Raw genomic sequence first — 24,011 nt, 5'->3', positions numbered from 1 at the left:
TCTAGGTGATACTTAATAGAACTAAAATAGGGAATTGATGGCATCGTATAAATAAAAAACCGCCAATCTTCGAAATGATCAAAGAAAAGCGGTTTTTGGTGCCCACGACTGGACTCGAACCAGCACGTCCTTGCGAACACTACCCCCTCAAGGTAGCGTGTCTGCCAATTTCACCACGTGGGCCTAATAGTATATTTTTAGGGCCGTAAAGATAGAAACCTTAATCCTTTCCACCAATACAAATGCTTGCAATTATTACAGGGGATCACCTATACAAAGATATCCTGAAAATGTTTTCCTGCTTATATAGGTTATTGTAGTATATGAGACTAAGAATCCAGAATATTCCTTAACTCTTCACTATCCATAACGTATTCTGTTACTTTGAACACCTCTTTCCGACTTTCCCTAAATGTTTTTACAAACACCGCAATTTCATTTTCAAGCTCACCATGGGTGCTGAAAAAGTCTTTTTTGGCAGTGTCATTGCCTCCTTTTTCTATTTTGGAGGCCATTTGGAGATGGGAAGACACTTTTTGGTGCAGCTCATTACATGTAAGGGTAAGTTCATGCTCTTTCTTGCGGATATCCGCTACACTTTCCAGGTTCTCTTTCTTGGTGATCCAAATCAGATATTTCTTAATCAGATTATTCAGGAAACGCAGATCATCTTTGTAAAATTCAAGATCGGATTTCCAATGTTTTGCAAGGAAATAGAGTTCTTCCCAATTAGATTTTCCGTAGTCACTTATGCTGGGTTTTGTGCTCAATTTGCTCATGACGAAAGAGTATTAGTGTGAGCCATAAAAATACGGGGAGATACAGACAATTCTTATGATTTATATCATATTTGATTAGTTCAGGGACCAGAAGAAATGATTCGCCCATCCTCCATTTCTATGATCCGATCCGTTCTTTTCGCAAAATCGTAGTCGTGCGTTACAACAAGTAATGATAGTCCCTGTTCTTCCTTGAGTCTTTTAAAGATCTGAAATACATTCTCTGCATTAAAACTATCTAGATTGCCTGTAGGTTCATCACCCATAAGAATGGTCGGATTATTAATAAGGGCCCGGGCAATTGCAACACGTTTTTTTTCACCCCCTGAGATACGTGAAGCCCTCTTAAGACCTAAATGACCAATATTGAGCATTTCAAGTTTTTCTTTCGCATCATTCTCAATTTCTTGATAGGTTTTTACACCTAATTTTTTGGCTGGCAGCATAACATTTTCCAGAACTGTAAATTCTGATAAGAGGTAATGGAATTGAAAAACAAACCCAATATGCTCGTTCCTTATCTTTGAAAGGGCCTGGTGCGAATTTCCTGTGACCAATTCATTGTTCAAGAAAAGTTTTCCTTCATAATCTGTATCCATGGTAGATAAGATATAAAGTAAGGTAGATTTGCCTGAACCCGACTTCCCCATGATGGAAGCAAATTCTCCTTTTTTAATTGAAAAACTAATATCTTTCAATACGTGAAAATCCACGGGCTTTCGAAAATATTTGTTGATGTTCTTCGTTTCTAGGACAGGACTCATAATTTGTATTTAGGTGCCTCTGATGATACGTACCGGATCTATTCGCTTTGCTTTATTGGAAGGAAGGTAACCCGCTATAAAAGTTGAGATCAGCGCAAATACAATTCCTATTACATAATAGTGTACTTTAAAATTCACAGGAAAAGTCTCAATGGTAGGCAGGGCTTCCGTATCGAAGGGAAGCTGGTCTATGAAGACTGATAGACCAAACCCTATGCACAGTCCCAGTATACCACCAACCAGGCCAATGATCATAGCCTGACTCATAAAAATAAGCTGTACATCCCTTCCGGAAAACCCTGTAGCCTTCAAGATAGCAATGTCGTTCATTTTTTCATAGATGAGCATGTTCAGGATATTGTAAATGCCAAATCCTGCAACAATGAGCAGGGTTATGGATACAGCATAGGTGATAAGGTTACGGATATCGGTTCCGGTTTCAAACTGTGCATTGGCCGTTTTGATATCTGTAGCTTTAATATTGAACTGTTTTTCGAGCATTTGAGACATGGGAAGGGCCGCCTCTATGTTGTTTAGTTTGATGTTGATATCGGTAATATAATTGGTAGCTTCCCCCAGGATTCTTTGTACTGTAGCCAAATTAGCATAACTCTGAATATTGTCTATTTCGGCAATTCCACTTTGATAGAAACCCACGATCTTCAGTGGAAAGATATCACCTCTAACCGTACTGATCTGTACTCTATCGCCTACAGACAAAGACATTTTTTTCGCCAGTCCGGCTCCTAGTAAGATCCCATTATCTAAATTCTGCAAATCCTCCGGACTTCCTTCAACTATGTAATCCCTAAAATTAGACAAGCGAACCTCCTCCATAATATCCACACCTATTAAATTTCCACCTAATTCAATAGACCCCGATAGATAGAATATTTGAGCTCTCACTTGAGGAGTTGCTCCTTTAACTTCCGGGTCCTTCTTTAGGTAATCTAGAATAGGAAGGGCATTGTGAATTTTACGTTGACTTTGTTTAGGTTTCACTGAATGAACTACATTGAAAGCCCCTTCGAAAGCATCATACAGGGCTATGGGTTGCTTTTCCGTGGGTTGTATCTCGTTGTAAAGATGAATATGTGGAGTTTGATTTAATATGAGGTCGTCTAGCATGGCATTGAGACCTGTCATAAAACTCACCAGTGTTATATAGGCGCCTATACCAAAGGTGACACCAAGAGATGCAGTTGCTGTAGACTTCATCTTGGTAAGGAGATGGGTCTTGGCTATGTTGAGTATAACTTTCCACTGGGTCATTCCTTTGGTTTTAAAAGGTAGGTGGAGCTATTGATCCCGGAAAGGACTTCCACATCTTGTAGATTTTGTAAACCAATAGTGATTTCTATCTCCCCGTTTTCGGTTTCCACTGTATTATTTCCAATTAGATATTCCTTAGGGATTACCAGGGCATCTTCTTTTTGTTGAATAATGATATTGCCTTCGCCAGATAAACCAGGATATAATTTATCTGGAGGAGTAACAAATGCAGCCTCAATTTTAAAAGTTTGGGATCGATCATCTTTTTTTGGATAGATCTTGTTGATCCAGGTTTCGAATACTACAGCTGGATAAGCATCTAGTGTTATGAGTGCTTTTTGCCCCAGTTGAATCTTCACAATATCTACCTCATCTACCAGCATTTCTACAACAAATACCTTAGAACTCCCTACAGAAGCTACTGGTTCCATAGTATTTATGATCTCCCCTGGATTCTTGTACAAGGCGTAAACCGTTCCATTGATCTTGCTTTCTATAGCAAAATCGCGGGTAGTGTTCGCAGAGTTTTTATACGAATTCATTGCTTGCTTGTATTTTGTTTCCAGATCATTTCTTGTTTGATCATAGGATGTGCGCAGCGTTCTCACATTATTGCCGGAAAGTTCATAAGCCAGCTTTTTATTGTCGTATTGGGATTGTGATCCAATATTTTGTTCCCAAAGGTTGCGCTGTCTATTAAAATTCAATGAGTCATTATATAGTTGCAGTTCAGCAGCCTCGATCCTTTCAAGCAGACCTTTTAATACGGCATCATTACCCAAATAATTCTTTTTAGCCAATTCCAGATTCAACCGTGCATTTTCAGTATTTAATTTTGGAACCGTGTTAATGATCTGGGCAATGGCCATACCCTTTTGAACTGTATCTCCTTCTTCCTTAAGATTTTTGTCTAGAATGCCACTTACTGAGGCGTAGGCCTGGTATAGACTATCTGGCTGAATGGTCACGGAAGTGTATACAGATTCTGTAATAGCTGTGACTCTGGGTTGTATTTTTTCCCTTTTTGTGCCACAACTTACCATTACTAAAACATTAAATCCAAAGAGAATTGCAAAAGTCAGATTAGCACGAAGTAGTTGCATACAACTAATAAATTTTACCTAAATTAGGTAATTAAGGAAAGTGGAACAATGACAATTATCATAAGGTTAGATCAATTATAAAGTCAACACTTTAGAAGATAAACCTTCGGACAAACATTGTGAGTTTAAATAAGGAATATATGTGCAGATTAAAGATATAGTCTCATTCTCTGTAATTTTGAATAGGCCTAAAGAGACTGACAAATATCATGGAATTTGCTTTCAAATTTTCCTATTTTTATAAAACATAAATTTATCTACTATGACCATAAATATTCAGTACCTGCACATGCCTACCAGTGAGGCAATGAACGAACTTCTTACTCATAAACTTGAAAAACTTGGAGCTAAATATGATTGGATCGTTAGCACCGATGTCTACTTTAAGTTGGAGAACGATCCTACTGGTAAGAACAAGGTGTGTGAGATGAAAATAGAGGCGCCAGGTCCTCGGATCTTTGCTAAATCTAAAGAAGATAATTTTGAAAAAGCCGCAGCGGCAACATTAAAGGACCTCGAAAGGCAACTTAAAAAAAGAAAGGCAATTCAGGCCAAATATTAGTCCTTTTAACTTTATTGGTGCGATTGAAGTATTTGTACCAGATCTTTTTTCTGAACCAGGCCAGATTGTCGCCATAACTGTTGACCTTTCTTAAAAATCAATAGTGTAGGGACACCTCGTACCTGATATTTTGCGGCTAGGGATTGATTTTTATCTACATCTATCTTTATGACCCGAATAGTATCCCCTAACTCATCTTTTACTTCTTTGAGTATAGGTGCCAACATTTTACATGGGCCACACCAGTCAGCATAAAAATCGACCAATACCGGTATTTCGGATGAAATGATATCTTTAAAACTACGCTTCATTTGTCCAAAATTTATGGATCGAAAGTATAAAATAATTTAATTGATTTAACTGACGAATATCATAATTCTGCGATCTGTTTTAGGCTACCTTTAATGAAGTATATCTAAATTCAAGATCATGAGAAAAATTGTTGTGCCAACAGATTTTTCAGATAATGCGTATAATGCCTTAAAATACGCCTGCGAGATCTTCAAATATGAACGAAGTGAGATTTGCGTTATACATGCTTTTGCGGATGAAGTATATCAATTGGGAAACATTAAAGAACGCGGCCTTCTCGATAAAAGGAAAGATGAAGTAGAGCAAAAAACGGCTAGCGCCCTTAGTGAATTAATGGCAAGGATTAAGGAATACGCTCCAAATCCAAAGCATAAATATACTTCTATAGCGGCTTTTGGATCTCTTATAGATGAGGTTAACGATCTGGTAGAGCGAGAAAATATAGACATTGTTGTCATGGGAACACGTGGTGCAGCCAATGACAGGAGCAACACTTTTGGGAGTAATACACTCAATGTCATGAAATACGTCCAATGCCCGGTGCTAGCGATCCCTGAAGATTATGGGTATCATCAACCAAAGGAACTTTTGTTTCCTTCCAATTACTTAATTCCGTACAAACGAAGAGAGTTAAAACTTCTATGCGAATTAACTGGCAGTTTTAGGTCCACTATTCATTTGTTATACATAGACCCAATGAAGAAATTATCGCTAAGGCAGGAAGACAATAGAGACTTTTTGAAAGCCGAATTACGAAAAGCGAATTTGATCTTCGAAACCACGCCCGAAAAGGACAAAACAATGGCCATAACCAAATACATTGTTCATCAAAACATAGACATGTTGGTAATGGTAAACACCAGACATTCACATTTAGAGGATCTTCTGATGCCAACCACACTCAATAAGTTAGGGTTGCATCTTAAAATACCATTTTTGGTACTTCAGAATTTAGCGCGTTAATTTTAAAACATTCTAGAATGAAAAAGATTATTCTTCCGACCGACTTCTCTGACAATGCTTTTAAAGCTATCTGTTATGCCTTAAAACTTTATAGTAAGAAGGAATGTACTTTCTACTTGCTAAATACGTATACCCCTGCCATTTATCAGTCTGAATATATCTTGCATAGTCCGGGACAAATTGGCCTGGGAGATATATATCAGACCAATTCCTTGGAACAATTGGAAAATTTAAAGAAAGAGCTTGAGCAAAAATTCAAGAACCCAAAACATACTTTAATCATTCATTCCGTATTTAATTTATTGGTAGAAGAGATCGTCGATATTGCAAATAAGGAAGAGGCAGAAATGATCATTATGGGGACCCAGGGGGCCACTGGAGCCAAAGAGATATTTATGGGGTCGCATACGGTTCATGTGATAAAGAAAGCCCCATGCCCTGTTTTGGCTGTGCCTGCGGGCTACAACTTTGAAGATCCCAAGGAGATCTTGTTTCCTACAGATTTTGAGATAAACTACCAACATGCCCAACTATCGGCTTTGTTAGATCTCGCCACTCATTATGATTCCAATGTAGATATTATCCATATTTCAAGTGGAAATGAGCTAACAGCAAAGCAACTGAAAAACAAGGATACTTTACAAGGTTTAATGGGCAAAAGGAAACATCGTTTTCATGATCTTCCAAGTCAGGAGATCATTGAAGGCATCAATTCATTTAAATCAAAATCAAAGGTGAACATATTAGTGATGATCCAGAACAAACACACTTTTATGGAACGAATATTCATAGAGCCTGTGATAAAGAAGATTGGTTTCCATGTAAAAATTCCCTTCATGGTCTTACCACATCCAAATGAATAATAGTGAGCCTGTGACCTAAATTTTAATTAGAACTGCCTAATGGAGAACAAGGTGATTGAGATCAGGAAATCTTCCGGAGAAAGAGTTCCCTTTTCCTCCCTCAAGCTTGCTGAATCTCTACGACATAGTGGCGCTGACGAAAGTACCGTTAATACAGTGCTTCAAAAAGTAAAGGAGGAACTGTTTGAGGGGATCAGTACTAAAGAGATCTATAACAGAGCATATGCCATCCTAAAACGTAAGAAACCCCTTTTTGCCTCAAAATACAAATTGAAAAAAGCTATTTACGAACTGGGACCTACTGGTTTCCCCTTTGAAAAATTTATAGGGACCTTGCTCAATTTTTCAGGATACCAAACGGAAGTTGGCAAAGTGGTAAAGGGTAAATGTGTATCTCATGAGATAGATGTACTTGCCAAGAAAAATGGTAAGACTTATCTAATTGAGTGTAAATTTCACGGGGAAGAAGGTCGTAATTGTAATGTGAAAGTACCCCTGTACATTCATTCCAGATTCAAAGATGTCTGTGAAACAGAGAATAATAGCGTAGGCTTTAAAGTTCCCGATGAAGGATGGGTTGTCACCAATACTCGTTTTACACAGGAAGCGAATACCTACGGCCAATGTTCCGGTTTATATCTTCTTAGTTGGGACTATCCGGAAAATGATGGCTTACGTAACAGAATAGATAGGCTGGCTTTGTACCCAATTACTGTTTCTACTCTTTTATCTCAAAGGGAAAAGCAATTTCTCTTAAGTCGAGATATTGTGCTTTGCAGACAATTGTATAAGGACACTTTTTATTTAGACCATCTTGGAATCTCTGAAAATAGGAAAACAAGGATCTTAAAGGAAATAGGTCAATTATGTCAATTTTAAAAGGTAATTAGTACCATGGTAAAAGTGCAATTTTTAGGAGCTGCTCAAACCGTAACCGGATCTAAATTTTATTTAGAAACCGAAGGGTTAAAGCTGCTCATAGATTGTGGTATGTTCCAGGGTCTTAAATCCCTTAGACAACAGAACTGGCTGCCCTTACCTATTGATGTTGCCACCATAGATCAGGTGCTTCTTACCCACGGTCATCTGGATCATACGGGGTATTTGCCACGCTTGCTAAAAGAGGGATTTAAAGGCAAGATCCTCGGTACAGCGCCTACGCTGGCAATTGCTGCTATTATCTTGCGAGACAGTGCGAAAATTCATGAAGAAGAAGCCGAAAAGGCCAACAAGGAAGGGTATTCCAAACATAGTCCGGCATTGCCTTTCTATACAGTAGAAGAAGCCGGGAATGCCATTGATCTTTTTCAGATGGTGGATCTAGATGAATGGATACATTTATCAGAAGAGGTACAGCTTCGGTTTTCGTACAATGGCCATATTCTGGGTGCCACTTACATTAGCCTGAAGATTGATGAAAAAGTGTATGTTTTTTCTGGCGACATTGGCAGACCGGACGATCTTTTATTGATGGATCCTAAAAGACCAGAGTGGGCAGATTATCTTTTTCTGGAAAGTACCTATGGGAACAAATTGCATCCGGATGAAGATGTTGAAGCTATGCTCATTAAGTTGGTTCATAAAACCATTAATGAACAAGGGATCTTATTGATTCCTTCTTTTGCTGTGGAACGACTTCAGCTGCTAATGGTGATCTTATGGCGGCTCTATCAAAAAAATCGAATTCCCAATATTCCAATATTTATAGACAGTCCTATGGGGACAGACGTGTTAGAACTTTTTAAACACTTTCCAAAATGGCATAAAATGCCGCTGACCGATTTTAGCGCAATGTGCGATCATATGACACTAATCATCTCTTATAGAGATACTTGGAAGACCATAGATGATCCAAGGCCTAAAATTGTAATTGCGGGAAGCGGTATGATATCCGGAGGTAGAATACTTACCTATTTAAAGCAAAAGATAGACCTAAATACGACCACTGTTTTAATAGTAGGTTACCAGGCGGAAGGTACCCGGGGGAGAAAACTCCTTGAGGGAGCAACTGAATTGAGAATATTTGGAAAAGATCATAAGGTAAAGGCCTCAGTGGTTCATTTGGAGAGTCTTTCTGCTCATGCAGATCAGGTAGAACTGATGAACTGGCTAAGTGATATCAAAAATATTCCGGAAAATACCTTTTTGATCCATGGAGAGCCTGAGGCAATAGAAGGCTTTAAGAGCAAGATAGAAGAATCCCTTGGATGGCGGGTAACAACTCCAAAACTATGGGATACCGTACAACTAATTTAGAATAATAGATAGTTAGGATTAGAAAAATATTAATAGATACTGAACATATAAAAACAAATCCCGATGGAAAAACAACTAGTGCTTAGGAAAATGGGAATAGAAGATCTGCATCAAGACTCTAAAAATTGGATCTCACATCTTCATTTTATGGCAGACGAGATCATTTTCTTTGATCATCTTCTAAATTCCTATGTTTTTGAACCCGATACCCCTTCGTTATTCGAAGACCTTCAAAAATATCAAAGAAGACTGAAAGAATCTAAAAAGCTTTGTTCAAGAGTTATTGGAGATATTCTTGAACATGAAAATAAACTAGGGGGACTAGTGGAAATTTTGAATAGTACATTAGACCAGGCCTATCAAACCAAACATCAACAGTTTAGGGTAGAAGTAGAAGATTGTCTTAACGATTTTAGAAGGTTGAAGTCCGATCTTTTTTCCTACGCTTCAGGAATCTTAAAAAAAAGGCATAGAAAGAAATAAAAAGGAGTGCTTAGCTGATAATTGTCATATGAAAATGACAATAAGACAAGTATCTTACTTATGGTTCGCTTTGAACATGATAATAACTAAAAACGTATATCATGAAAACTTTCATTTGGTCTTTTTTCATAATGATCCTGGCCTGTTCCGATGCAGAAATTGTAAGTAGTTGGAAGAATCCTGATATTGTTCTGTTCCATGCCTACAAAGTGCTGGTAGTTGGGATGACCCCCAATCCTGATGCCAGATTGCAGTTTGAAACCAAGATGACAGAGAAATTTACCCAGCAGGGTGTTGAATCAATGAGGAGTATAGATCTTTTCGACGTGGCCTTTACAAATTCTGTGCGTACAGATGAAGAATTAGACGATGTAGAAGAACGTTTACTTGATAAGGATTTTGATGCCATCTTATTTACAAAAATACTTGGATCCGAGAACAGACAGACCCTGACTAAGAAACTTTCGGAGCTCGATAGAAACAATTCCAGGTTTAAGGATGACTATCTCAGTCATCAGAACATTTATTACGATGATGAATACTATGAACAATACAAGGTTTACTTTGTTGAAACCGCTTTGTATTGTATCTGTGTAGACAAGGAGCGCGATCTTATTTGGCGTGGTGTAATAGAGGTTTCAGATCCTATTACGTCAGAGGAGACTATTGAGGAATACATAGACCTGGTCGTTTCTACTATGGAATTTGAAGATCTTATTTTCAGAAAAGAAAAAGAAAAATCGTAAAGAAATCCAGAAGACAGATTTTAGTTATTGGTATCGCTTATAAAACAGGCGTAAAGACCCTGGCAGTGCCTTCTATTAGTTTGTCAATTGTAGGTCTTTGTGAATATGAATCCAACCTTAATTCTGTACTCTTCTTACAATCTCTCAAGAAATTTTTTCGCAGTATCTTGGCAGTATCGCGGTCGTAAACGAGTGCGTTCACTTCATAATTGTGCTCAAAACTGCGTACATCAATATTTGCCGTACCAATAGAGGCAATATCGTCATCACTAACCAGGATCTTACTATGCAGAAAACCGTATGGAAATAAAAAGATCCGGATCCCCGATTTTAGAAACGAATCAAAGTAGGAACGTACCGTCCAGTCCACAAGTTTGCTGTCACTTTTTTCTGCGATTAATAATCGAACATCTATGCCACTCAACGCAGCTATTTGAAGGGCCTTTAGGATCTCATTACTGGGAATGATATATGGATTGGTGATATATAGATACTCCTGTGCCTCGTTAATGATCGATAAATAAGAATGTTCAATATTGGGGAAGGCATCATCAGGACCACTCGGAACCACCTGAACAATCGTTTGAAAGCCAGTATCTGTAATTCCTTTTGGCGCAGTTTTCATAGGCACTTTTTTCTCAGCCACCATGAACCAATCAGATATGAAGATATGTTCCATAAAGGATACAGCCGGACCTTGAATGGCCAGATGCATATCGTGCCATTTACCCAGATCACTATCTCCTCTTAGATACTTATCTGAAATATTGATACCTCCTGTAAAGGCGATGATACCATCTACAACTATTATCTTTCGGTGATTTCGATAATTTAATGAAGAAAGGAACCTTCCAAAACGAAATGGTAGGAAGGGATAAACCTCTACTCCCATAGCTTTTAGTTTTTTAAGATATGAACCACTCAATGAATAGCTCCCAACCCCATCATATATCATCTTTATCAAAACTCCTTCTCGGATCTTCTCTTCAAAGAGTGTCAATAACTTATTGGCTAATTTACCTTCTTCAAAAATATAGTACTGAAGGTAAATATAACTCTCTGCTTTTTCCAGAGCTTCAAAGATCCTATTGAAGGTGTTGGCCCCATCTTCCAAAAGTGTTACGCCGTTATGAGAAGTTGGAGGGTAGTGAGTCACCTTTTTTACCAGGGACATCATTTTCTTATATTTAGGTTGGGTAGTCTCAATTTCAATATTTTCTTTGGATGACGGGAGTTCGATGGAATTTTTTCTGAGTCGGGCCAGCTTTTTCTTACGCCTGTTCCTCCCTAACATTATGTATAACAGAATGCCCCCAACGGGTATGGTAAAGATAGCTAGAAGCCAGGCCAGTGTTCTGGCAGGTCGTACACCATTGATCAATAGTCCGGCTATCAGGAAAAGGGCCAGGAGAATATAGAGGATAACGAGGGCAAGTACAAGCATTCGTTTGGTTGTTCTTTCAGATAAAATTAAAGGTACCACAGAATATTGACAATTAGGAACAGTAGCCCAAAGTAATCTGCCTCATCCATCCTATTAAAAGGAAAAGATCTTGTGCCTAAACGGCTCTTGATTTCAGGTAATATCCTGATAAAAGAACACCGGAAAAATTCACATGATTACATTAAAATATGTAGTAATATTGCTTTTTAATACAAGATGAATTTAGTATACTATAAACATCCAATTATGGCTATTTATGAATCTTCGTGATGGTGTTAAAACTGCGGAAAACAAGGTCTCTTCAGAAACTTTAAAACTAAGTGAATATGTGATCGACAAAAGCAAGTCGGTTACAGATCGCCTGGAAAGTTTCGAGGATATCCTTAACCTTGAGGTAGGAGATACCGCCCTCAATAGGGCCAAGGCTCTGGAGCGCGAATTCAACATACGGCAGTTGTACATCAAATATGAGGGAGATAATCCTACGGGTACCCAGAAAGATCGTATTGCTTTCGCACAAGTGTATGACGCCCTCAGACGCGATTTTGACGTGGTGTCTCTTGCTACTTGTGGGAATTATGGTGTTGCAGTGGCTTTGGCGGCCAACCTTGCTGGCATACATTGTAAGATCTATATTCCTGAATCCTATCATACAGATAGAATTGAAGAAATGCAATCCCTGAATGCCGAAATTATTAGGCTACCCGGCAGCTATGAAGATGTGGTAGCTCAAAGTACAGAACTGGCAAAAGTCAATGAATGGTACGATGCCAATCCTGGTGCCACGAATACTCCCTTGCAGATTTCGGCCTATTCCCAGATCGCATATGAGATATTTGAAGACCTTGGTGATGCGCCAAAATACTGTGCCGTTCCAGTCTCAAATGGCACCCTGCTTGCAGGGATCTACAGGGGGTTTGTTAGTTTGTATAAACGAGGAAAAACTTCCAGAATACCAAAAATGATCGCTGCATCTTCTTCCTTTAAAAATCCTATTGTACAATCGTTTAAAAAGGGATTGGATCATTGTAAAGACCTTGAACCCAAGAATATCAAAGAAACCAAATACAATGAACCTCTTATCAATTGGCATAGTTTTGATGGGGAGGAGGCATTGTACGCCATTCGTGAATCTGAAGGGGAGGCGGTAAATGTGAGTGATAGAAAGTTAAAGGAAATGAGTGCCTTTCTACACAAAAAAGAAGGATTCCGAATTCTCCCGGCCTCTACTGCAGGTTTGATCGCCTTATTAGAGATACACGAACAGAATCCTATGGAACCAGATCGCTATGTGGCTATTCTAACTGCAAAACATTAAACAAACTAGTATGAAAAAATCTATAGACGGCAATGCTCTGGTGTATTGTGAAGGAGCATTTAATACTCCTAATGGTAAAACCGCCCATGGTTTGGTGCGCTTCACAGAACGGTATGTTGTTGTAGGCGTAATTGATAGCACTTATGCAGGTAGAGATGCAGGCGAAGTATTAGACGGGAAAGTTAACGGCATACCTATTTTTAAAGATCTGAAGTCAGCTGCCACTGTATTGGCAAATGAAAATAAAAGCCCTAAAAGCCTGGTTATTGGTTTGGCCCCGGATGGTGGCCGACTTCCGAAAGAAGCAAAACAAAGTATCCGTAAAGCTTTAGAACTTGGTTGGAACGTAGATAGTGGTCTGCACGACTTTCTTACTAATGATGAATCATTGATGACCATTGCGCATAAGAACGGATGCAGGGTACGAGACGTTCGTAAGACACCAGACCGGGATAAACTTCATTTTTTCACCGGGGATATTGAAAAGGTAGACTGTTTAAAGCTGGCCATCTTAGGAACAGATTCGGCTATAGGTAAACGCACTACAGCCTGGATACTTGTTCATGCATTCCGGAAGGCAGGCTTAAAAGCTGAAATGATAGGAACTGGCCAAACAGGCTGGATGCAGGGAGCCAAGTATAGTATGATATTGGATAGCTGCATCAATGATTTTGTGTCTGGCGAAATAGAACATGCTGTGGTAAGTGCATGGAAAAATGAAAATCCGGATGTCATAGTAATTGAAGGGCAGGGGAGCTTAATGAACCCGGCGTATCCCGGCGGTTTTGAGATCCTTGCGGCCGGAAGACCAGACTATGTGATCCTGCAACATGCGCCAAAAAGGAAAGAATATGACGGATTTCCCGGGTATCGCTTACATTCCTTGCCTGAGCAAATACAAGCCTTAGAGGTGATCTCAGGTAAGAAGGTGATAGCCATTACTGTGAATCACGAGGATATGACGAAAGAAGAAATAGGACCTGCTTGTAAGGACATCACCATTGAAACCGGAATTCCGGCTTTCGATGTACTGGCCTTTGGTGCTGATGAATTAGTAACTCTTTTAAAGAACAAACTTTAACCCGATGTCTAGAAAGTTGTTAATCTTTATTTGCCTTTTCCATTCGGTATTGCTTTTTTCACAGCAATACAGTGCTCAGGATCTGCAAAAGTATGTACAAGAGTTCAAGAAGGACATCAGGGGTCCTTACAAGGATATTCGTTGGTTTTGCACGGATGGTAGTATTCGTCAGCCGAAAGATCCTTGTCCGGATCAGATCGGTCCTGGAGTGCAACACGCCCGTTATAAGGACGTGGTGGAAGACATTGCCAAAAAAAATAACATATATCTAGGGCAGATCCTGGTATACTCCAAACCCACCGATTTCTGGGATCCCAAGCGTAATTTTACACATTTAAAACAGTATCAATTAGATAAATACCTGCGCTCTGTAGATCAGGGTTGGATCAACGTCAAAGGGCGGTATTACAGGGGTTCAATTCAAGCAGAAGATGAAACGGCTTGGGGTGTTGCTTTTATTAAAGAAGTACTGGCCAAAGACATAAATCTTCAACAGCACTTCTTTGTCCTTAGAAATGCCATGCGAGATATACCATATCAGGAAGATGAAAATGTGGCCCAGCAAATGAGAAGTCAGTCGAAGGTGATCTCCGATCTTTATCCGGCCTTTATGGATCTTCGCGTAAAAATTCATAGTCAACCTCAAATTGGAGACATACAGGATGTTACTCGTTTTATTGAAAATAACAGAGGAAAGTTAACTCCGGAGCTCAACACTCAGTTTTCAGCCCTTTTAAAAACGATGAATGCTTTTTTTAAGCCTATCGACCTTCAGATGCTTTATAAGGGTCTTACGGTCATTGAAAATCCTGAACTTAGTTCTCAACTTTCTAACTTTATGGCGACTGCAAAGGAAGTTAAATCTGCATCTTCTCTAATTCAGGAAGGTGCCGAACTTATGTGGTCTATTAGGCAAAACATTCTTTCAGAGAAAAATCCAAAAACAAGATTACAATTATTGGATCTGTCTCTAAAGCTGGAAGATATCATCTTTAAGAATGAAACCGACTGGAATCCTACAGATGTAAAGGGACAATTACAAAAGATCTGCAGCCTTGGTATGGCCTCGGCAGCTGCAGGCTATATGGAAATATGGGAATGGGACCAGTTGGTCTCAGCACTGGCCAATTTTGAGAGATCTTCGCTCACTTTGGAAGAGCTAACATACACCTTGGGAAGAGCCAGAAGTGCAGTAGAATGGAGTACCAGTACGTTTAAAGCAGAGTTTGATGAGGTGGTAGCCCTGTATGCCCCTTTTGAACCATTGGCGAACAGTTTTATAGACGATAAGATCAGAGGATCGTTGGTACTGCAACTTGGAAAAGCTGTAGGCGACTTAGGGAATTTTATTGCTACAGAATCTGCTTTGATCAATAAAGTAATGGACGTATCAAACCAAAGTGCCGTCCGTGGCTTAAATCCGGGGTATGCTTTTGGAGAATTGGTGGTGGTTGAAAATATGGTGGACGATCTTGAGGTTTCTTCAGACAAGATCTACATTTTTCAGAAACCTCCTTCGGATCTAAAACCAATTGCTGGCATTGCCACCGTTGCTGAGGGTAACTTGGTCTCTCATGTACAACTGCTGGCCAGAAATTTAGGTATCCCTAATGCCGCTCTATCGGATGAAAATTTAAAGCAATTAAAGAAATATAATGGGACTCGTGTTTTTTACGCGGTATCTAATAAAGGTAATGTGCTATTAAAACCGGAAAAAGAGATGTCCTCTGATGAAAAGGCACTTTTTGCAAAAAAGGAACGGAAAGATGAAAAAATAGCAGTTCCTGTTGAGGAAATTCGTCTCGATATAGTAAAAGTGTTAAATATGAGGGAGGTAGATGCCTCCAACTCCGGAAAGCTTTGTGGCCCAAAGGCTGCAAATTTAGGGCAGTTAAAGAAAATGTTCCCGGAAGATGTGGTTGAAGGTCTGGTGATCCCGTTTGGGATCTTTAAGGAGCATATGGATCAGGATATGCCTGGTAGTTCAGGTTCTTATTGGGATTTTTTAAATATCATGTTCGGTGAAGCTGAGGAGAAGCGAACTGCCGGTATCGCAGAACAAGAGATAGAGCAGTTCCAATTAGAAAAACTTCAGCTTTTGAGGACAGCTATCAAAACAATGCCCTTAAAAAAGTCCTTTATTGATGATCTTGAAAATAGTTTTAAAGGAGTATTGGGAAAGGCACTGGGAGAAATTCCTGTTTTTTTAAGGAGTGATACCAATATGGAAGATTTGAAGGACTTTACCGGGGCCGGACTCAATCTTACCGTCTTCAATACAGTAGATAAAGAAAAGATTTTACAGGGGGTTAAAGATGTCTGGGCTTCTCCATATACAGAACGCAGTTTTAAATGGAGACAGAAGTACCTGTTAAATCCGGAGAATGTATATCCTTCAATTCTTGTCATTCCAAGCGTAGATGTGGATTACTCCGGCGTAATGATCACCAAAGGAATTAATATGGGTACGGAGAAAGACCTCACGGTTGCCTTCAGCAGAGGAGCAGGAGGGGCGGTTGATGGTCAGGCAGCTGAAACTCATCTGATCACCGCTAATGGATCTTTATTGCTGGCACCGGCCAGAGACCTGTATCACAATAGATTGCCAACAACTGGAGGAACTACAAAAGAGATCGCAACCCTCGATGATCCTATCCTTAACAAAGGGAACATTCGGGAGTTGAGGGATTTCGCGATCACCTTACGCGATATTCTTCCAAAGGCAACCAAATCTGATTATAAAGGTGCCTATGATGTAGAACTTGGGTTTAAGGATAATAAATTATGGCTTTTCCAGATACGACCATTTGTCGAAAATAAGAAGGCTCTGGGATCTGCTTATTTAGAATCCATTACACCTAAAATTCAAAACGATAAGAAAATTCAACTTTCAACAAAATTATAAGATGTATACAGCAATTAAGTTACTAACTCTACCACTGCTCTTTCTTATTCTCAGCGCATTCTTGTATCCAATAGATGGATATGAACGAACTGGCATCAAACGATTAAAAAGATTAGAATTAATACAGTTGGGAGAGATTAAGACCACAACACCTTTACCCTCCGGGGCTTTAAGATCCTGGAATGACATTAGCCTGAATTTACAAGCGCTAAATCAGGATAGCCTATCTACTTTTTTTAAGGAGGACGTACAATTACAAAAAGACATAAGCGGGCTGTTCAGAGGATTAGATAAAAGCTATTCCCTTAGTGTAGTAGATATTTCAGATCCGGCTAAGGTTCGCTATGCTCATAGAAATGAAACCTTGGGGTACCAACCTGGCAGTGTAGGTAAATTAGCAGTCTTGGTGGCAATATTTACCCAATTAGAGAAGATATATCCAGACTCCTGGGAAAACCGAATGGCACTGCTTAAGAATAGATCTGTTAAATCTGGCGTATGGGGTCTTACCGATGAGCATACCGTGCCAATCTATAATATAGAAAAGAATACCCTGGTGAAGCGCCAGGTGATAGCTTCCGATGTTTTTACGCTTTACGAATGGGTAGATCATATGCTCTCTGTCAGTAATAATGGCGCTGCCAGTATTGTGTGGAGGGAGGCATTGCTGATGGCGGCTTTCGGTAATGAGTATCCAGAACTTACAGAGGAACAGGCATTGGCGTATTTTAAGGAAACTCCAAAAAAGGAATTGACAGATCTGGGGAATGATGTGGTAAACCTTCCGCTTAGGGCGTTGGGTATTACAACAGATGAATGGAGGTTAGGCAGTTTCTTTACAAGAGGTGCAAACACCTATGTTGGAGATAAAGGAGGAAGCATTGGAACGCCATTAGGCTTGATGAAATTTCTGGTTATGCTGGAACAGGGGAATGTAATAGATGAAGCCTCCAGTCTGGAGATGAAAAGATTGATGTATATGACGGATAGGAGGATCCGCTATGCACAATCTCCTGCATTAAAGGAAGCAGCTGTCTATTTCAAGTCAGGGAGTTTGTACAAATGTGACAGAAGCAAAGGAGAACCATGTGGTAAATATCAAGGAAATGTTCAAAATTTTATGAACTCTGTCATCATAGTTGAACATCCGGATAATTGCAGGTATATGGTGGTGTTGATGTCTAATGTACTTAGAAAGAATTCGGCATCAGACCATATGTATTTAGCCTCGGCAATAGATAAAATAATTCGCAAAGGCTAGACGGCCAATAGTTTTTTAATGGTCTGGGATGCGAAATTTTCTATTCGTTCATCTTCATTGGTCTGCATCATTTCAACAAGTGGCCTGTACTTTATATTCTTTTGTTGCCCTATGAGGAATAAGACGGCGAGTTTTACTTTATGATCATTTGCCTGCAGTAAACTCTGGAAGCATTCATATTCTGTTGGCACTTTGGTAATCAGACTTTGCTGAACTTCTTCAGAAGTAACATCCAGAATAGTGTTTTCTATGATGGGTAATAATTTTCGCTTTAGATCGCCGTATAATAAATTGTCCAGATATTCTATGGCCTTAGACTGTGCATCTTGTTTTTCACTCAAGATACCTTCATAGGCTATTTCGATATCCTTGGGGCCGTATTTCAAGCCGAGTAATTTAAAGATGCGTTCCAGGCCTGCATCAAGGCGTCTTTCAAGGAGTTCCAGCAGGCTAGATCGGGCATTTCGTTCCTCATCGGAGACCAATTGTCTCGATTTAGTACGGTTTCGGTATGAAATTATGATCTGGGTATGCATGGCCGAAAGTGTATGATGATACATCCTGCATTCCTCAAGGATGTTCCGTATCACTTTTAAATGATCGAAATCATATTGAGGATACGTTATTTTTAGATCATTCAAGGCTCTGATGGCTTCCTGTCTTATGGTTACATCCTTATCTTCTAATAATGTCATTAGTCCATTTACCGTCTGTTGTGATGGTAAATTCTTTAATACCGCTGGGATATAGCGGCACAATGACAGAGGGGCCAATCTCTTTTCAACAAAATTGATCAAATAAGGAACAAGCCGCTGACCGTAAGCTTTCAATGATTCTATTACTACAGGGCGCATGGTTTTGTCTGGCAAAAAGCTGACCAGATCATCTATAAAAGGAGGGTAAACGCTAAAACCAATTGCTTTTATAGCGTCTAACTGATAGGTCTTATTTCTACTTTTTAAGGCTTTGGAAAGTTCGGGGTAGAATTTCGGAATATTGGCAGCACCAATTGTATTTAGCAAAATTGGTGTCAAATTGCCTCCTCCATCCTTGTTATTTGCAGCTTCAATTTGTTGATCTATTCTTTCTTTAAGCTGATATTGATTTCTTAGTGATATATTGTCTCTAGATTCTTTTGCAAGGCAAAACAGCGCTGTGCCCGAGATCAACGGATCTGAATGGTCCAGGTAATGATCAAATACTACTTCCTTTTGGTCATTGGCATGCATCAGCAAATACTCAAGGGTAGCCGTAATTAAACCTTCGTCCCTGGATGCTAGTAGCTCAGATATCTCTGTTACAACAGAATGATCGTTTAGAAAATACATATTCTGTATAGCTGCTGTTCTTACTTTATTGGAAGGATGCCTCAGTAACTTATGAACCTCGGGTAGGAAACGGTTATCATTCAGCTCTCTTAGTTTTCCAAGCATAAACAGTAGCTGCGATTCTGTTCCATTTTCAAAGACCTTTTTCATGCCAGTGATTGCTGAAACTTTTTTCAACTCAATTTTTTTAGTTGGTTCCTTTGATTCCAGGACCAGGGCCAGATTATCCCTGAAGGTTTGGAAATATTCGTCCCTGACCTTGTACACAAAATAGATCCAAAGGACCAGGAGAATAACTATGATACCGGTAATATAGACAGAGGGTAGGTCCAGACCGCGAACAAGAAATATCAAAATAAATCCCGCAATACCGGTTGCAAAACTATCCACCACCACATCTATATATGACTTGGTCTTGTTCTTGAGTTCAAAAGGCAAAGGAAGGGCCAACAATTCCATGGCACTTTTGTTTACAGATTGTTTTAAAGAGCCATCCATGGCTTTTATAAAAATGATCACTGCCAGCTCCGGAAAAACCAAAAAAAGCAAACAACCGGCAAGTATCCCAAGAGGTAGAAGTAACATGGAGAAGCCAACACCCCAAACCCCTACCACACGGTGAGTCACAAAAAGTTGTATAGCAAGCGAAAGTAAATTGAAGGTAGAGAACCAAAATGCAAAAAAGGCTGTAAGCTCATCCGGATCCAAAATGGCAGCTGAAGCAAAATCACTATACTGATAATCTACTAATTTGGCTACCAGGACACTAACGCCCAGGATGGAAGCGAGATAAGTTAAATGTTTAGAATTTCGTATAAGCCACAGGGGTTTGTCCGCATCACTACCCCTTCGATTTTGAACCTTGAACAAGTTTAATTTTTCTACTCGTAGGCGCCAGATCACTTGCAATACCGGAATACAAAGTATCAGAATCCCTATGGCCAGGAAAAAAAGGTTGTCGTTCCCTATAATCGGAGCCAGGATAGAGGTGAGATAACCACCAAAGATACCACCCAAAATTGCTCCGGCTCCTATAAATCCAAATAAACGCTTTGCTTCCCTGGGGTTAAATACAAGGTTGGCCAGTACCCAAAATTGAGAGGCAGACAGAACGGCATGAATGGCCACCCATACATAGAAAAAGTACAGCATCCAGGCATTTATAAGATTCAATTTTAACAGGACGGTTAGTACAGCCAAAAACACAATAGTGATCACCAAAGTAGTTTTGATCACTTTTAAAAGTGAGAATCTTGTAAGGGCTTTTGTATAGAAGTAGGAACTCAAATAGGCAATGATGGCCACCCATAAAAAGGCAATGGGCAGGCTTTCTACGCCAAGTTCAGAAAGGAAAAGTGAATTTACGGTTGGTTTTATGATCAATAAACTGGTAATGATCAAAAACACATACAGTTGCATCAGAAAGGAGATCTTAAATTCTCCTTCCCTTATATTGAATGTCTTTTTAACAAGTTCCTGAAAAAACATTAATTGCGAGGCGTCTAATTAACTTTTTTATAGTTCTTGGTATTTCTTAAGGCTGTTTCAACCGGTCGTACCAAGTTACGTATGATCTGTTCACCTGCAGGATCTTCGATCAAAGCCACCAGAATATATCTTCTGTTCTTATCAATTCCCCAAACCAACGCAGAATCTGAATGATAATTTCTCCAGGACCCCGATTTTCTAAATATACGGGCATCCGGGGCCAGGATATTCAGCGTATTTACAAATTTATGGTGCAGGGCCGGATTTTCAAGCAAATCCAGCATCTGAGAAGATCGTTCTCTTGTAACCAGTTTTCCGTTCGCTAATAAATAATAAAATCGGCATACCTGGGTAACGGTTGCAGCATGACTAAGGTTTTTTAAGGGCTCTCTATTGGTATCACCACCTCCCCCATAGCGTTTCCCTACCCAAAGACCTCCACCGCTTTCTTCATCGTAGAACTCATATTTAGGATCTGTCATTACAGACTCTATGCGATCATAGCCCACACGGTCAATCATGCGTGTTGAGGCCTGATTATCTGATTTGCTGATCATTAATCGCATATCCTTTTTGACCTCAGAAGTTTCCTTCAATGTTCCTTTTTCAATGGCATCCATTGCCGCTAACAAGATGGCTATTTTTGGCAGACTGGCCGCATACATCATATGATTTCCATTGATCCGGGCGAACTTAACATTTTTAGGATCTCTGAGATCCACAACACCTACAGACATAAGTTTGGAATCTATCAACTTCTTCCACTTGGGGTTTTTCAAGATCTGATTTTCAAGACCCATTTGTAATTTGTTGTCCAGTAAAGAACGCAAAGGTTTTATCTGATCATTGGGAACAGAAAACGGAAGATCTTGCTGTGCAGGCAGTAATCCACACCATAGCAAAATAAGGACCAGTATTGTAATTCGAGTATTCATAAATTTCGTAATTATTAAGAACGCAAAATTATTTCAATTAACAATAGGGTTGATGTTAATTTTTAAAGAGAGTCATTTTTGTAAGCTCCTATAGATAAAGGCGATTCCAGATGATAACGCACTTTGATATGTTAAAAATATAGTACCTTTATGAGTACGTGATATCTTTTAATTATAGGATGTACCTCACAGACTTTTGTGAACATTCCGTAACACTTTAGCAATTACAAATAATGGTTAGAATTAGCGAACTAGTTGTCTTCCAAAAACTCCTAATACACGAACTTATTGTTGAACCAAAAAGGGTCAAAGCCAGCTACACTGTCATTAAAAAAGACGGGAATGAAGTAAGCAATCAGTTGATCTATTCTTATAATTCCGCTTACTTTGATGCAAAGAACGGCAGGGATGTCAACCTGGCTTCTATGATGGTAGCCCAGGTGGCATTGAATTACGGTCTTTTTTTTGAAGAAATTGTCTTTGATGGACTATATGATCATACCGATCAGCGCTTTCTGAGAGACATGATGGAAAATACATCCCGGGAGATATTGGTTTTGAAGTTTTACGGAAATAACGAATTCCTAAAGCCTCCACATAACGCCTTAGAATTAGAAACTCTCACCGAATATACTGCTGCAAAGATCACATTTACCAACTCCGGTTTTCAAACCCTGCAAGTACAAAAATCTGATCTGCATCCAAAAGAAGATGAATATGTTATTTTAAGCAGTGGAGGTAAGGACAGTCTGCTTAGCTATGGCGTTATTAAGGAATTAGGCATACCCCATCCCGTATTTATTAATGAGGCGGGTCGGCACTGGTTTACTGCGGTCAACGCCTATGACCATTATGAAGAAACAGAACCCAATACTGTAAAACCCTGGTGTAATAGCGACAGATTGTTTAACTGGATGGTAAAACAAATGCCCTTCATTAAGGAGAATTTTCAGAATATCAGGGCAGATATCTATCCAATCAGATTATGGACAGTAGCCGTTTTTCTATTTGGAACCCTTCCGGTAGCCTTAAAAAGAGGTGCGGGAAATATTCTGATCGGGAATGAGTACGATACAACTGTGAAGGGGAATCATCACGGAATAACACATTACCACGGATTGTATGATCAGAGTAAGTATTTCGACAATGCACTTACGCGTTATTACCAGAAAAAAGGCTGGAATATTATGCAGTATTCCATATTAAGGTCTCTGTCTGAGTTATTGATCTTAAAGATTCTGGTAAAAAGGTACCCGAGCCTTCAGAAATACCAAGTTTCCTGTCATGCGGCCCATTCGGAGGGCGGCAAAATGCTGCCATGTGGTGCCTGTGAAAAGTGTAGAAGGATCATCGGGATGCTTATGGCCCTCGATGAAGATCCCAAACGATGTGGGTATACGGAGGATCAGATGAAAAAAGGATTAGCCGCACTCGAAAATAGAGGTATAAAGCAATTGGGAAGCGACGCAGCCCATTTGTATTATCTATTGGTGACAAAAGGACTGATACGTGTTACTGAACATACGCGAAAACTTGCAAAAAAACATGAGGAGATAGTCTCCTTGCGATTTGATAAAGAACGAAGTGATATTGCTGATATCCCTATTCATATACGAAAACCCCTGTTAAAGATACTATCAGAATATTCCGAGGGAAGTGTGCGTTACCGTGAGCTGGTTCTGGCAGGTATCATCGATATGCCCGCTGCGCTGACATGGAAGAATGCGCGCAGCCTGGCCTTCAGGGCCCCCGTCGCTGAGTTTGACAAGTGGCGGCCGGCGTTTGACGTTATTCGCTTCTCCGTACGCATGAACCCGCAATGGGTGCTGCGCGAATCCGAGGGCCAGCGCGAACGGGCCGAAATTGCGACGCGCGTGTTTGATGAAATGCGTCGCATCGATCAGGAGATCGTTGCCGGGACGGCGGTTAACAGGGAAGAAATCATGAATGACAATTTCCTGGTCCTGACGGGCCGGGAGGAGTTTGTGAATCCGCATACCGGCGTGGTGGAACTCGACACCGATGCATATCGTTACCGCTGGAAGACGGACGGCGGCGATGTCTACTACTCCAATCGCGAAGACGACGATCCGAACCTGTTCATGCAGCGTACCGACTACGTGCGCTCTCCAGTACGCAAGCGGCGAA

Annotated in this window: 20 protein-coding genes and 1 tRNA gene; 12 read left to right on the top strand and 9 right to left on the bottom strand. The window is 39.8% G+C overall.

The annotated features are described in order from the left end of the window. Positions 1–96: 96 nt before the first annotated feature. The 5 genes from Q0X72_RS02060 to Q0X72_RS02040 all read right to left on the bottom strand — a co-directional run bounded on the left by Q0X72_RS02060 (position 97) and on the right by Q0X72_RS02040 (position 3,918). A tRNA-Leu gene (locus Q0X72_RS02060) sits at positions 97–183 on the bottom strand. Positions 184–329: 146 nt separating this feature from the next. Then, complete coding sequence (locus Q0X72_RS02055; protein WP_297761327.1) at positions 330–779, bottom strand: hypothetical protein; 450 nt, start codon at positions 777–779, stop codon at positions 330–332. Between the two features lie 80 nt (positions 780–859). Continuing rightward, entirely contained in the window at positions 860–1,543 is a 684-nt protein-coding gene (locus tag Q0X72_RS02050) for an ABC transporter ATP-binding protein (RefSeq protein WP_297761325.1), read from the bottom strand. A 9-nt stretch (positions 1,544–1,552) separates the two neighbouring features. Further along, the gene (locus Q0X72_RS02045; protein ID WP_297761322.1) at positions 1,553–2,815 is read right to left on the bottom strand and encodes an FtsX-like permease family protein; all 1,263 of its coding nucleotides are present in this window, start codon (positions 2,813–2,815) and stop codon (positions 1,553–1,555) included. Then, the gene (locus Q0X72_RS02040) at positions 2,812–3,918 is read right to left on the bottom strand and encodes an efflux RND transporter periplasmic adaptor subunit (protein ID WP_297761320.1); all 1,107 of its coding nucleotides are present in this window, start codon (positions 3,916–3,918) and stop codon (positions 2,812–2,814) included. Before Q0X72_RS02040 ends, Q0X72_RS02045 begins: the two co-directional genes overlap by 4 nt. 262 nt (positions 3,919–4,180) lie before the next feature. Between Q0X72_RS02040 and raiA the strand changes: the two genes are divergently transcribed. Beyond that, entirely contained in the window at positions 4,181–4,480 is a 300-nt protein-coding gene (gene raiA, locus Q0X72_RS02035) for a ribosome-associated translation inhibitor RaiA (RefSeq protein ID WP_297761317.1), read from the top strand. Between the two features lie 11 nt (positions 4,481–4,491). On the opposite strand, the gene trxA is transcribed toward raiA, so the two are convergent. Beyond that, on the bottom strand, positions 4,492–4,791 hold the full coding sequence (gene trxA / locus Q0X72_RS02030) for a thioredoxin (protein ID WP_297761314.1): 300 nt from the start codon (positions 4,789–4,791) through the stop codon (positions 4,492–4,494). 118 nt (positions 4,792–4,909) lie between these two features. Here trxA and Q0X72_RS02025 point away from each other — a divergent pair, with 118 nt between their 5' ends. The 6 genes from Q0X72_RS02025 to Q0X72_RS02000 all read left to right on the top strand — a co-directional run bounded on the left by Q0X72_RS02025 (position 4,910) and on the right by Q0X72_RS02000 (position 10,103). Further along, positions 4,910–5,755: a universal stress protein gene (locus Q0X72_RS02025; protein WP_297761311.1), complete on the top strand. Its 846-nt coding sequence runs from the start codon at positions 4,910–4,912 to the stop codon at positions 5,753–5,755. 17 nt (positions 5,756–5,772) lie between these two features. Further along, positions 5,773–6,618 carry a universal stress protein gene (locus Q0X72_RS02020; protein WP_297761308.1) on the top strand — a complete coding sequence of 282 codons (846 nt, stop codon included), beginning with the start codon at positions 5,773–5,775 and terminating at the stop codon, positions 6,616–6,618. 39 nt (positions 6,619–6,657) lie between these two features. Beyond that, the gene (locus Q0X72_RS02015) at positions 6,658–7,497 is read left to right on the top strand and encodes an ATP cone domain-containing protein (protein ID WP_297761305.1); all 840 of its coding nucleotides are present in this window, start codon (positions 6,658–6,660) and stop codon (positions 7,495–7,497) included. A 15-nt stretch (positions 7,498–7,512) separates the two neighbouring features. Further along, positions 7,513–8,874, top strand: coding sequence for an MBL fold metallo-hydrolase (locus Q0X72_RS02010; RefSeq protein WP_297761302.1), 1,362 nt, complete (start codon positions 7,513–7,515; stop codon positions 8,872–8,874). A 63-nt stretch (positions 8,875–8,937) separates the two neighbouring features. Then, positions 8,938–9,357 carry a hypothetical protein gene (locus Q0X72_RS02005; protein WP_297761299.1) on the top strand — a complete coding sequence of 140 codons (420 nt, stop codon included), beginning with the start codon at positions 8,938–8,940 and terminating at the stop codon, positions 9,355–9,357. 101 nt (positions 9,358–9,458) lie between these two features. After that, complete coding sequence (locus Q0X72_RS02000; RefSeq protein WP_297761296.1) at positions 9,459–10,103, top strand: hypothetical protein; 645 nt, start codon at positions 9,459–9,461, stop codon at positions 10,101–10,103. 37 nt (positions 10,104–10,140) lie between these two features. Here the strand turns inward: Q0X72_RS02000 and cls are convergent, their stop codons facing one another. Then, on the bottom strand, positions 10,141–11,547 hold the full coding sequence (cls, locus tag Q0X72_RS01995) for a cardiolipin synthase (protein WP_297761294.1): 1,407 nt from the start codon (positions 11,545–11,547) through the stop codon (positions 10,141–10,143). Between the two features lie 256 nt (positions 11,548–11,803). On the opposite strand from cls, the gene Q0X72_RS01990 reads away from it, so the two are divergent. Genes Q0X72_RS01990 through Q0X72_RS01975 form a run of 4 tightly spaced genes read left to right on the top strand, consistent with a single transcriptional unit; the run spans position 11,804 to position 18,112 of the window. Then, on the top strand, positions 11,804–12,865 hold the full coding sequence (locus tag Q0X72_RS01990; RefSeq protein WP_297761291.1) for a pyridoxal-phosphate dependent enzyme: 1,062 nt from the start codon (positions 11,804–11,806) through the stop codon (positions 12,863–12,865). A 10-nt stretch (positions 12,866–12,875) separates the two neighbouring features. Further along, positions 12,876–13,946 carry a DUF1611 domain-containing protein gene (locus Q0X72_RS01985; protein ID WP_297761288.1) on the top strand — a complete coding sequence of 357 codons (1,071 nt, stop codon included), beginning with the start codon at positions 12,876–12,878 and terminating at the stop codon, positions 13,944–13,946. 4 nt (positions 13,947–13,950) lie between these two features. Further along, positions 13,951–16,851, top strand: coding sequence for a PEP/pyruvate-binding domain-containing protein (locus Q0X72_RS01980; protein ID WP_297761285.1), 2,901 nt, complete (start codon positions 13,951–13,953; stop codon positions 16,849–16,851). Position 16,852: 1 nt separating this feature from the next. Then, the gene (locus Q0X72_RS01975; RefSeq protein WP_297761282.1) at positions 16,853–18,112 is read left to right on the top strand and encodes a serine hydrolase; all 1,260 of its coding nucleotides are present in this window, start codon (positions 16,853–16,855) and stop codon (positions 18,110–18,112) included. Here the strand turns inward: Q0X72_RS01975 and Q0X72_RS01970 are convergent. Both Q0X72_RS01970 and Q0X72_RS01965 read right to left on the bottom strand, forming a co-directional pair. Beyond that, positions 18,109–20,928 (bottom strand): Npt1/Npt2 family nucleotide transporter, encoded by a 2,820-nt coding sequence (locus Q0X72_RS01970; RefSeq protein WP_297761279.1) that lies wholly within the window; start codon positions 20,926–20,928, stop codon positions 18,109–18,111. The two genes, Q0X72_RS01975 and Q0X72_RS01970, sit on opposite strands and share 4 nt — an antisense overlap. A gap of 14 nt (positions 20,929–20,942) precedes the next feature. Beyond that, positions 20,943–21,863 carry a serine hydrolase gene (locus tag Q0X72_RS01965; protein WP_297761276.1) on the bottom strand — a complete coding sequence of 307 codons (921 nt, stop codon included), beginning with the start codon at positions 21,861–21,863 and terminating at the stop codon, positions 20,943–20,945. A gap of 233 nt (positions 21,864–22,096) precedes the next feature. Between Q0X72_RS01965 and Q0X72_RS01960 the strand changes: the two genes are divergently transcribed. After that, positions 22,097–24,011, top strand: a 1,915-nt coding sequence (locus Q0X72_RS01960; RefSeq protein WP_297761273.1) for a hypothetical protein, incomplete at its 3' end; no start/stop codon positions are given.

Source organism: uncultured Muriicola sp., from assembly GCF_947258935.1.
Lineage (GTDB): Bacteria > Bacteroidota > Bacteroidia > Flavobacteriales > Flavobacteriaceae > Muriicola.
Note: the sequence above shows the minus strand (reverse complement) of the source record. Positions and strands in the feature narration are given on the sequence as shown.

Excerpts from the sequence above, each read along its gene's own strand:
- Q0X72_RS02055 (WP_297761327.1), bottom strand. The coding sequence starts at position 779 with ATGAGCAAATTGAGCACAAAACCCAGCATAAGTGACTACGGAAAATCT.
- Q0X72_RS02050 (WP_297761325.1), bottom strand. The coding sequence starts at position 1,543 with ATGAGTCCTGTCCTAGAAACGAAGAACATCAACAAATATTTTCGAAAG.
- Q0X72_RS02045 (WP_297761322.1), bottom strand. The coding sequence starts at position 2,815 with ATGACCCAGTGGAAAGTTATACTCAACATAGCCAAGACCCATCTCCTT.
- Q0X72_RS02040 (WP_297761320.1), bottom strand. The coding sequence starts at position 3,918 with ATGCAACTACTTCGTGCTAATCTGACTTTTGCAATTCTCTTTGGATTT.
- raiA (WP_297761317.1), top strand. The coding sequence starts at position 4,181 with ATGACCATAAATATTCAGTACCTGCACATGCCTACCAGTGAGGCAATG.
- trxA (WP_297761314.1), bottom strand. The coding sequence starts at position 4,791 with ATGAAGCGTAGTTTTAAAGATATCATTTCATCCGAAATACCGGTATTG.
- Q0X72_RS02025 (WP_297761311.1), top strand. The coding sequence starts at position 4,910 with ATGAGAAAAATTGTTGTGCCAACAGATTTTTCAGATAATGCGTATAAT.
- Q0X72_RS02020 (WP_297761308.1), top strand. The coding sequence starts at position 5,773 with ATGAAAAAGATTATTCTTCCGACCGACTTCTCTGACAATGCTTTTAAA.
- Q0X72_RS02015 (WP_297761305.1), top strand. The coding sequence starts at position 6,658 with ATGGAGAACAAGGTGATTGAGATCAGGAAATCTTCCGGAGAAAGAGTT.
- Q0X72_RS02010 (WP_297761302.1), top strand. The coding sequence starts at position 7,513 with ATGGTAAAAGTGCAATTTTTAGGAGCTGCTCAAACCGTAACCGGATCT.
- Q0X72_RS02005 (WP_297761299.1), top strand. The coding sequence starts at position 8,938 with ATGGAAAAACAACTAGTGCTTAGGAAAATGGGAATAGAAGATCTGCAT.
- Q0X72_RS02000 (WP_297761296.1), top strand. The coding sequence starts at position 9,459 with ATGAAAACTTTCATTTGGTCTTTTTTCATAATGATCCTGGCCTGTTCC.
- cls (WP_297761294.1), bottom strand. The coding sequence starts at position 11,547 with ATGCTTGTACTTGCCCTCGTTATCCTCTATATTCTCCTGGCCCTTTTC.
- Q0X72_RS01990 (WP_297761291.1), top strand. The coding sequence starts at position 11,804 with ATGAATCTTCGTGATGGTGTTAAAACTGCGGAAAACAAGGTCTCTTCA.
- Q0X72_RS01985 (WP_297761288.1), top strand. The coding sequence starts at position 12,876 with ATGAAAAAATCTATAGACGGCAATGCTCTGGTGTATTGTGAAGGAGCA.
- Q0X72_RS01980 (WP_297761285.1), top strand. The coding sequence starts at position 13,951 with ATGTCTAGAAAGTTGTTAATCTTTATTTGCCTTTTCCATTCGGTATTG.
- Q0X72_RS01975 (WP_297761282.1), top strand. The coding sequence starts at position 16,853 with ATGTATACAGCAATTAAGTTACTAACTCTACCACTGCTCTTTCTTATT.
- Q0X72_RS01970 (WP_297761279.1), bottom strand. The coding sequence starts at position 20,928 with ATGTTTTTTCAGGAACTTGTTAAAAAGACATTCAATATAAGGGAAGGA.
- Q0X72_RS01965 (WP_297761276.1), bottom strand. The coding sequence starts at position 21,863 with ATGAATACTCGAATTACAATACTGGTCCTTATTTTGCTATGGTGTGGA.